The sequence below is a fragment of the Priestia sp. RMT2NF4 genome (assembly GCF_047872835.1).
GTDB classification, from domain to species: Bacteria; Bacillota; Bacilli; order Bacillales; family Bacillaceae_H; genus Priestia; species Priestia zanthoxyli.
On record NZ_JBLQZO010000023.1, the window covers coordinates 1 to 9273 of the forward strand.

Here is a 9273-nt window from a genome sequence, read left to right on the forward strand (position 1 = left end):
CTGAACTTTTATTAAGTGCATTGGGTGGTTGTTTATCACTTGCATTTGTTGCAACAGCTAGTTTAATGGGTATTAAGGTCAATTCACTAGAAGTTAACGTTTCAGGACAATTAGATTTAACTGTAATGTTGGGCTTAAAAGAAGGAAATCCAGGTTTTAACGAAGTTGATGTTCAATTCACAGTAGATATTGACGCAGACGATAAACAAGTTGAAGAATTAGTTTCAAAAGCAATGGAAATTTCACCTGTAAAAAATTCACTAGAAAGAAATGTTCAAGTAAATTCAACTTTTAAACGTAATAAGTAAAAAGCTTTATGACAGGATCGATCTTACTTTACCTTGTATAACTATCTTTAAATGGTAGGGTCAGAGCTCGTCTGAGATAATTTGTTAATTCTAGGTCAAGCGCCAATGTGGTTGGCCCAGAATTAATATCGTACTGTAAAGGTAAAATGAGCAAGTTAAACATTAAATAAAGACGAGGGTTCATTTGTTCTTTTTCAATATGTACTGGTGAGAAGTAGTTGGGTTGATTTAATTACTTAATATAATTCCACGGTACATCGACATTATAAAATAACACATTAAGTGATAAAACTTGGAGGTTTTTATGAATAATTATCAATCAGTTGAAGCTCTTTTTAAACCATTCGAAATGGGAAATCTAAAACTATCTAATCGTATTTTGATGGCACCTATGACGCGAAACGCTTCTCCAAATGGAGTACCAGGGGAGAATGTCGCTGCGTATTATCGTCGTAGAGCTGAAAATGGTGTTGGACTTATTGTGACAGAGGGTACGTTTATCAACCATCCTGATGTTGCATCTGAGGTGCCAGCATGGCAGGAGGACGTACCACACTTATACGGAGAAGAGGCGCTAAACGGTTGGTCAAAAGTAGTTGATGGAGTACACGAGGCCGGTGGGAAAATTTTCTCTCAACTGTGGCACATGGGTGCACGAGGCAACGCTAATGATTACTCAAAACAAGAGATTTCGGAATTAGTTGAAGCTTTTGCACAGGCAGCAGCCAATGCTAAAAAAGTTGGTTTTGATGGCATCGAGATTATGGCAGCCCATGGATTTTTAATCGATCATTTCTTCTGGGAAAAAACAAACACACGTACCGATGAATACGGTGGCGACATCGTTAAGCGCACGCGCTTTGCAAGTGAGGTCATCGAAGCTTGCCGACGTGTGGTTGGACCAGATTTTCCAATCTCGTTGCGAATCTCACAGTGGAAATATGATTTCTATACAGCAAAATTAGTAGAAACTCCAGAAGAACTAAAACGTTTCTTAACGCCATTAGTTGATGCAGGCGTTGACATCTTTCATGCATCTATTCGTCGCTTTTGGGAACCTGCATTTGAAGGATCTGAACTGAATCTATCAGGATGGATTAAAAAACTGACAGGAAAACCAACAATTACAGTTGGATCTGTCGGTCTTGATGGCGCTGATTTCGTGGATTTCTTTGCTACTGGAGAAGAGGCTAATGGCAAAGACAACAAGATGGGCGATTTAATGGAGAGATTAGAAAATGAAGAATTCGATTTGATAGCAGTGGGTCGCGCATTATTGGCTGACCCTGACTGGGTAAACAAAATCAGAGATGGACGAACAGAAGAATTAATTCCGTTTACACGTAAGGCAATCGAAACATTATATTAAATAAAGCTTAAAAAATAATAAAGAACCCATTTTGATTGATTTTTTCAAAATGGGTTCTTTTTAGTTACTTTCAAATAAAGATCCCATAACACTTCTAATTAAGCTCACTTCTAATTAAGCTTTATTTTAATTTAATATCTGCTTTACGTACATATGAATTGTATTAACACGGTAACACTACAGAAATAGATACTGATTAATGAATGAAGTAGCTATCCTTTAGATACTATGTAGATATCTCAGTAAGCTTGCCTGTCTACTTTCATAAATAAAACAGAAAATATACCGGGGCAGGTGATGATTAGATAGTTATGGAATATTTGCTCTTTTTTTATGTGACCTAGTCGCAGGAAGTTCTATATTTGAGAGTAACCAGGCTGCGAAGTTTAGACAAGACAGCCTAACACATTGTTCCTTGTTCGACTAAAGGGGAAGAATAGTTTTAAAAAAATTTTAGAGTAAGCTTAAAGAAGATAAAATGTTTGAAGGTGAGGAATTATATGAGCACAATCAAAAAGCATAAACCCAATAAACTAAAAATGATTTTACGAGGATTAATCGTAATGATTGGAGGGTTTATAGCAGCATATGGACTAGAAACTGTATTAATCCCAAACGATGTATCTGATGGAGGGGTGACGGGTCTTAGTATCATTGGTTCACAACTACTTGGATTACCATTAGGAGTTCTAATTGCCGTTATAAACCTCCCTTTTATCTGGTTAGGTTATCGCCAAGTTGGTACAGGTTGCGCGATTTATTCCATTATCGGAATAGCTTCACTAGCTGTTGGTACAAGCCTCATGCACCATACTTCAGCGATTATTGAAGGGGATACTTTATTAGTTACCGTTGTTGGTGGGATTATCCTCGGTTTGGGGATGGGGTTAGCATTGCGGAATGGCGGAGCATTAGATGGAATTGATATGTTAGCCGTACTACTTTCTCGTAAATTACCGTTCGGGACAAGTGATTTCATCCTTTTCTTAAACATGTTTGTATTTATTTTCAGTTCAACCGTATTCGGTCTACAAGGAGCAATTCTTTCTGCAATTGCTTACTTTATTGCTTCTAAAGTGATTCATATAGTGGAAGTTGGTTTAAGTGGCTCTAAAACCTTTCAAATTATCACAACTCAACCTGAATTAATGGTCGAGACCATTCGTGATTGTTTAGGTCGAAGTGCAACGTATAAGGAAGCTTACGGCGGTTATTCCCATGAAAAATTTAAGGAAATCACATGTGTCATTAATCGCTTAGAAGAAAGCAAAATAAAAGAGATTATTAATGAGATTGATGAAACTGCTTTTGTTACAGTATATGATGTAGCAGAAGTTAAGGGTAGTAATTTCAGAAAACATGATATTCATTAGATGAAACCTGGTAAATTAACTACAATATTCCATTAAAAATCATCTTTTGTTTTGCTAAAGGGTGATTTTTAAGCTTGTATTCATGGGATAACACTAAAGAAATGAATACTGATTAGAAACGAAGTCGTTATTCTTTAGATACTATGTAGCTACTTCAGTAAGCTTGCCTGTCTACTTCAGTATCTGTCTCAGGTTGGATGAATTTATAGGACAATATTGCGGATTTTTTATCTCCAATCCTTTGTAAGTGGCTTGCTCAAACTATTGAATGGGAAGGCGTGCTATTAGTTAGTATTATTCCAATTATCATGGCTATAGTTTTATGGTTATTTGTACATTCAGATCGTTCACTTATGGAATAACTATCCTTTTGTGATTATTTATTACATTTAGTTAAAGAATTTATTTCTTTTTAGATGCAGAGAAATGCTCTCTAACGCAATTAATTTTTATTTTACAAATAATAGATCATTAATTACAGGTTTCAGCTCCTTAGAAATTAGAAACCTTTTTTCTCTCAATAAAAAGGTAAACTAGTGTTTGTCATTAAAAGGTATACCCATTCGCCTTAATCACTTATGTTGAAAACCATTTTAAAGTATCTTGATTTTTTTACTGAGCAGAATAAAATGCTAGATCAAGAAGGCTCAAAAAGGATAAAAGTCCCTCAAAAGCTGTAGAACCACTAGATTCTAAAATATCTTGTATAACTTCATTTTATTAGATATTAATTACTATGGAAAGTTATCCTTATTAGGTGAAAAACTTTTAATTGACGAGTCGGAATGCTGATGCTATAATTCAATTATTCAATTGAATTGTTGAATATTAAATCATGTGAGTTTTTTCAAGATAATCAGTACTTCTGTCAAAGCATGAATTGGAAATAATTTTTTAAAATCAAATCTACCTATTAGTAGTTAGATAAATAGTTAATATATTTACTTGTTATAAATGAATTATGATTTAGTCACTAACCACTGTAAATAATATGCTTATAGGTGGAAATGAACTTAAAACCGATTTCCAATTAGTGATTGGTGGAACAACTGAACTAAATAATAAAAAATGGAGATGAATGATAATGAAATTTGAAAATAAAACTGTAATCGTAACTGGTGGAGGTACTGGGATTGGGAAAGCAACTGCAAAAAGATTTTTTGAAGAAGGAGCAAATGTAATTATTAATGGACGTAGAGAAAATGTGTTAAAGGAAACTGCTTTAGAAATTGATCCAACTGGCAAAAAAGTTTCTTATGTAGTCGGTGATATTAGTAAAAAAGAAACTTCAGAGAATTTGGTTAAAAAAGCAGTAGAAGTGTTTGATGGTGTAGATATACTAGTTAATAATACAGGGAAGTTTAATCTAACACCTTTCCTTGACCATACAGAGGACGATTTACAATCTTATTTAGATACAATCGTTAAAGGAACATTCTATCCTTCTCAAGCCGTTATACCAGAAATGAAAAAACGTGGAGGAGGGGCAATTGTAAATACTGGTTCAATGTGGGCAATTCAAGCAGTGGAGTCAACTCCTTCGGCAGCTTATTCAGCTGCAATGGCAGGAAGACATGCTTTAACAAGAAATTTAGCCGTAGAATTCGCTGGTGATCACATTCGAGTAAATGCAGTAGCACCCGCAGTTGTTGAAACACCAATTTACAATACTTTTATGTCAGAAGAACAAGTAGCAGAAGTCTTACCAACCTTTAATGCATTTCATCCCATTGGACGCAATGGTACTCCAGATGATGTAGCAAATGCAATTTTATTCCTTGCAGATGATTCATCATCATGGATTACAGGCATTATCATGCCAATTGATGGTGGAGTTACAGCTCGATTAAGATAAAAATAAAAAAGGAGCAATCATAAAATGTTTGTTCCTTTTTTATAATCAAAAATACTGAAATAGATTAAATTCATTTTAAAGGGGAGGTCTTTTAAATTATTTATTTGGTCACTTTATTATTAATACCTATATTACGTATACTATATAAAAGATATTGCCCAGTGAAAGGAATTCTTTGTATTAAAAAAAATAAATTAAAAGATTCTACTATCATTGTATTAGATATTCAGGATTATAATGAAACCGCAACATATTCCGAGGAAGATACCTTAAATATTCCTTTTGCATACCTAAAGCGCTTTTATCTGGAAATCCCTCAGGGTAAAATACATGTTATAGCTGAAGATAAATTAGAATTGAACTTAGGATTGCGTTTTTTGATAAAAAAAGGATTTACGATTAATAGTTATGAATTAACCAAATGTCCATGTATTGATAACCAAAAGAAAAGGATGCTGGATTATGGAGTATGATCAACATGTTAAAAATCGTTTAAAAAGAATTGTAGGCCAAGTGAAAGATGGATTAAACATGATAGAGCAGGGGGGAAATTGTAGAGAGATTGTAACTCAATTGTCAGCCGCCTATAGTGCTTTAAATCAAGAAATAGAGGTAATGGTTAGCACTAACCTTGAACAATGTGTTAGAGAAAGCATAAAGCAGGATGGAAAAACGGAGAATTTAGTGAAAGAGGCTATTGATTTATTAGTTAAGAGTAGATAAAAAACACTTATCCTTAAGAATATTAGAGGTAACTAATTTGATTATTTTATACCCTTACAGGTATAAGTATTTTTTAGAATAAAAATAGTAAAGGTAGATCATGCAGTAGAAGTCTAAATAATAAATAAAGGAGCAAGAAGATGAAAAAATTAGAAGAATTAACTTCGATGAATATGATAGAAGATTTCTTAAAAAATCATGAATTAAGTTTTTTATACGTGTCAAGAGAAGATTGTGGTGTGTGTCATGCTGTTTTACCAAGGCTAAGAGAATTACTAGACGAGTTTCCACTTATCCATTTAGGACATATAAACGCCTATGACGTAGAAGAAGTAGCAGCTAAATTCTCTATTTTCACTGTACCTGTCCTACTTTTATTTATAGATGGGAAAGAAGTATTAAGAGAGGCTCGGTTTGTTCACTTTGATGAATTAGAGAAACGACTAGAAAAAATTTATAAAATGTATAATCAGCAATAGAAATAACGTGATTACTTCACGAGAAAATTGATACCGAAAACCATGCTCAAACTATAATTGCTATGCTAGAAGGTAGAATTTCATTATTGAGGAGCCAAAGGATATAAAATGGTTTCTGAATATCGTAGATGTAATTTGTCAACAATATAAATTATTTTAACTGGAAATGGTCGAGTGGCAGAACGAATTAATTTGTATGATCACTCATCTGTACCTATCAGTTGGTACAGATAGGTTAGATATTATGTTGTTTCTTAATTCAACTTTAAATGTTTCTAATTAAGAAAGTAAATTTCTTTTTAAAAGTATATATTCTTTAGATAAGGACGAAGTGGTTATTTTTGCTTGACTTATAAGAATACGAATACTATAATTCGATTAATCAATTGAATTATAGTATTAATTTGATGAAGGAAACTTAATGTAACGGATATAAATAACAACATTAGAAGAGTAGGATGATATTTTAGAGAAGTCTACAAAACGTGGACAGGTCATTCTAAAGCATATTACTACCTGTCCCGTGAGCTCTAATGCAATTAAAGAATACGAGCATTATTTAGAAGGCTCACCAAATAATAATTTAGATTACATGCTTGTTAAAGTAATTGAATCACGCTCAGCTTCTAATAAAATCGCGAAGGATTTGAGCGTCAAGCATGAATCTTCACAAATTATTTTTGTGAAGGATAAATTTAAATATTGGACAGCCTCACATTGGTCGGTTACAACTGAACATATGACAGCAGTATTAAACTAATTGAAAAGTAGAAATAAGTTTTCTACTTTTCATAATTAACCTTGTATCTAACTATAATAATTTAGAAACAGTAACATCAATGGATCTATGCATTGTAAATGATGATATTGTTAAAAGTTATTGCTAACCTGCAAAAGAAAAACAGCCTCTATAATCATCCCTTTAATTTACACATATTTTCTCTTGCAGATTGAGTATGAGTTGATGAAATCATTAGCTTGTTATTCTTACTTTAACTATAGTATCATCAACAATGTAATTAATTGAATAATAAAGGATGATTAGTATGGAAGAGCTCATTTCTTCTGCAAAAGATTATAAGGATGAATTGTATAAACAACTAGCAAGAGTTGGAAAATGTTTATCTAGTGACAAACGTCTTGAGATATTAAATTTGCTATCTCATGGTCCAAAAACAGTTGAAAAGTTGGCACAGGATACAGGTATGAATGTGGCAAACGTTTCTCGTCATCTTCAAGTTCTTAATGACTCAAGATTAGTTAAGTTTACTAAAAAAGGAACATATGCTATTTATTCATTAGCTGATCCATCTGTTACTGATTTTTTATACTCGTTATGGCGCATTGGTGAAAATCAACTTTCCGATATAGATCGAATTAAAGAAGATTTCTTAGGTAACATGGAAGGTTTATACACGCTTACGATGGATGAAGTGTACCAAAAGTTAAAGGGAGGAAATGTTGTCCTCATAGACTTGCGTCCGAACGAAGAATATGAAGCTGGTCATATAGAAGGCGCGGTCTCTGTTCCTATGGAAAAGTTAGATTTATACCTCCAGGAATTACCGAGAGATAAGGAAATTGTAGCTTATTGTAGGGGGAAGGTTTGTGCTTATTCAGCTATAGCTGCGCAACAAATGAAAAAGGAAGGGTTTATAGCTTACCGTATGGAAGAAAGTATTTATGAATGGCAGAAATATTTGGAACTAAAACATTAATATATATTTTATTCCTATAGTTCATGAACTTCTGTATACTTTCAATTTGAATTTTATAATTTTATAAGACTAAAATGCAAATTGAATTCACATCTTAAGTTATGGTGAGACCGATATATTATTAAACCAAGGCGTTATTTTTATAGTGAAACAAATATTACTTTATAATGTCAGTAAGAATGGAAAAAGTGAGTAGACAATACTTTTCTTATTGTTCATATTCGAAAAGATCAATTTTATAATATGTTCTTTCATCGAGGTGATTCATAAAATGTATCACCTTTCTTACTGACATATATTTTTAATAATCACCTTTTAGAAGTTATATTAAAACTCCTATATGCCGACCGGTAGGTATATTATTTTACTTAATATTAGGATGAAAAAGTGAAAAAAGCAGATGTTAAAATTGAAGTTCAAGTAAATATTTTCACAAAATAAACTATCTAATTATTTATATAGTTTATTTTATAAGATATAAAGGGTAGCTTACAGCTACCTTTTTTTTGTAACAGATAAAGTTCGTCAGCTATGAAACGATAGAGGTTCTCCAGTAAATTTAGTGAAGTAAACTTATTATCCTACTTATAAGCAGGACTGTAGGGAAATATCAGACTGGTTTAAGGGAGATCCTTCAGCTGAAATAGTAATAATAGAGTTTGCCAGAGGAATTAGAGACAGATGTCAGATGCTGTTCAAATTACGGACGGTTGGCATCTTTCCCATAGCTTGAGTCCAAAAGGTCAGTTGCATATAAAGAGAATGATTCCCCATCAAATCAGTTTTTCATACAGGATAAAAACCAGAGAATAAGGTGAATTCTGCGCCAATCACACATAATCCCACATAAGGTAAGTAAAATGAAAATGATTCTTTCCCCTTGACTACAGAAATGTTTAATAGCATAATTCAATTATTCAATTGAATTATTAATTTTAGAGATATTTTTTTATAACTAGCAATCCATTTTGAAGTTTCTAACTCACTAATACCATGATGAAAAATAGGAGGAATATTAATGAAGATTGAAGTTTGGTCGAATATAGAAATCCCATTTTGTTACATAGGGAAAACTTATTTAGAAGAGGCTCATACAAAACGAAATAACTCTTTCATAAGTACATTTAGACAGCGTACTCACGGTCGGAAAGAGGAAAGAATATGAACAATCCTATAGTCATTGTTGGTGCTGGTTTAAGTGGCCTTCGTGCTGCGTCTCTATTTACTGCACAGGGCATCGAATGTAAGGTTTTAGAAGCTAGAGATAGAATTGGGGGCAGGGTCTTGAGTACTTCTGATCCAAACAGACCTGACCTAGACAAATTTGACCTCGGGCCGACATGGTTTTGGCCGCAGTACGAGAGCACTATTGTAGGGTAAGAACCCGGCGCCTTAAGACCTCTCGGTCTTAGGTTTCCGAGAACTCCCCCCCGAACCGTACGTACCCC

The 9273-nt window shown here is 33.3% G+C and carries 9 protein-coding genes and 1 pseudogene; all 10 read left to right on the plus strand.

The window, feature by feature from the left end:
- Positions 1-308: OsmC family protein (locus ACMX9J_RS27555; RefSeq protein ID WP_416226462.1), on the plus strand; the 308-nt coding region annotated here is incomplete at its 5' end.
- A gap of 304 nt (positions 309-612) precedes the next feature.
- Positions 613-1677, plus strand: coding sequence for an NADH:flavin oxidoreductase (locus tag ACMX9J_RS27560; protein WP_328265586.1), 1065 nt, complete (start codon positions 613-615; stop codon positions 1675-1677).
- A 500-nt stretch (positions 1678-2177) separates the two neighbouring features.
- Positions 2178-3050: a YitT family protein gene (locus tag ACMX9J_RS27565; protein ID WP_322552692.1), complete on the plus strand. Its 873-nt coding sequence runs from the start codon at positions 2178-2180 to the stop codon at positions 3048-3050.
- A gap of 1084 nt (positions 3051-4134) precedes the next feature.
- Entirely contained in the window at positions 4135-4905 is a 771-nt protein-coding gene (locus ACMX9J_RS27570) for an SDR family NAD(P)-dependent oxidoreductase (RefSeq protein ID WP_416226463.1), read from the plus strand.
- Between the two features lie 161 nt (positions 4906-5066).
- The gene (locus tag ACMX9J_RS27575; protein ID WP_416226464.1) at positions 5067-5378 is read left to right on the plus strand and encodes a sulfurtransferase; all 312 of its coding nucleotides are present in this window, start codon (positions 5067-5069) and stop codon (positions 5376-5378) included.
- The gene (locus tag ACMX9J_RS27580; protein ID WP_416226465.1) at positions 5368-5628 is read left to right on the plus strand and encodes a metal-sensing transcriptional repressor; all 261 of its coding nucleotides are present in this window, start codon (positions 5368-5370) and stop codon (positions 5626-5628) included. The genes ACMX9J_RS27575 and ACMX9J_RS27580 overlap by 11 nt, the downstream gene beginning before the upstream one ends.
- Positions 5629-5768: 140 nt before the next feature.
- Positions 5769-6107 carry a thioredoxin family protein gene (locus ACMX9J_RS27585; RefSeq protein ID WP_322552591.1) on the plus strand — a complete coding sequence of 113 codons (339 nt, stop codon included), beginning with the start codon at positions 5769-5771 and terminating at the stop codon, positions 6105-6107.
- Positions 6108-6570: 463 nt separating this feature from the next.
- Positions 6571-6867, plus strand: a complete 297-nt coding sequence (ytxJ, locus tag ACMX9J_RS27590; RefSeq protein WP_416226467.1) for a bacillithiol system redox-active protein YtxJ — start codon at positions 6571-6573, stop codon at positions 6865-6867.
- Between the two features lie 286 nt (positions 6868-7153).
- A complete protein-coding gene (locus ACMX9J_RS27595) occupies positions 7154-7825 on the plus strand; it encodes an ArsR/SmtB family transcription factor (RefSeq protein WP_416226466.1) in 672 nt (223 codons plus the stop codon).
- A gap of 1161 nt (positions 7826-8986) precedes the next feature.
- A pseudogene (locus ACMX9J_RS27600) lies at positions 8987-9196 on the plus strand (NAD(P)-binding protein); the annotation flags it as partial.
- Positions 9197-9273 lie beyond the last annotated feature (77 nt).